This window comes from Candidatus Frankia alpina, from assembly GCF_902806485.1.
GTDB lineage: Bacteria > Actinomycetota > Actinomycetes > Frankiales > Frankiaceae > Frankia > Frankia alpina.
Window position 1 is genome coordinate 1 of the sequence record NZ_CADCWT010000607.1, and the last position, 361, is coordinate 361.

A 361-nucleotide genomic window follows, 5' to 3' on the forward strand; every position below is an offset into this window, starting at 1 on the left:
AGAGTAACCAGTCAGCACGGAAAGTGACCTTCGCGCGGCCCTGCTCCTGAGCAGGGCATAAAGGACGACGTACAACAGCGTGGAGATGGTTTCGAGCACCGCGAACGGGCCGAGCTGGGCCTCACCCCGGCCGGCAGCCGCGCCGCCGCCAGCTCGGCCAGCAGCTCGACACGCCCCCGACCTGCGAGGATGCGCAGCCCCACCCGCCACATCCCACGCAGGTCCGCCAGCGCCGTGACGACGACGTCGACGCGCGAGTCCGGATCGTCCAGCCAGTCGACGGGCACCTCGTGGATCCGCAACCGATTGCGGTCCGCTGGCGACAGAAGCTCAGTGAGCCATTCCCGGCAACGATTTGTGA

At 67.9% G+C, this 361-nt stretch carries 1 pseudogene; it reads right to left on the reverse strand.

Features of this window, described 5'->3' with window-relative positions:
* Positions 1 to 11 precede the first annotated feature (11 nt).
* Positions 12 to 361, reverse strand: a pseudogene (locus tag G6R25_RS28540) (hypothetical protein); the annotation flags it as partial.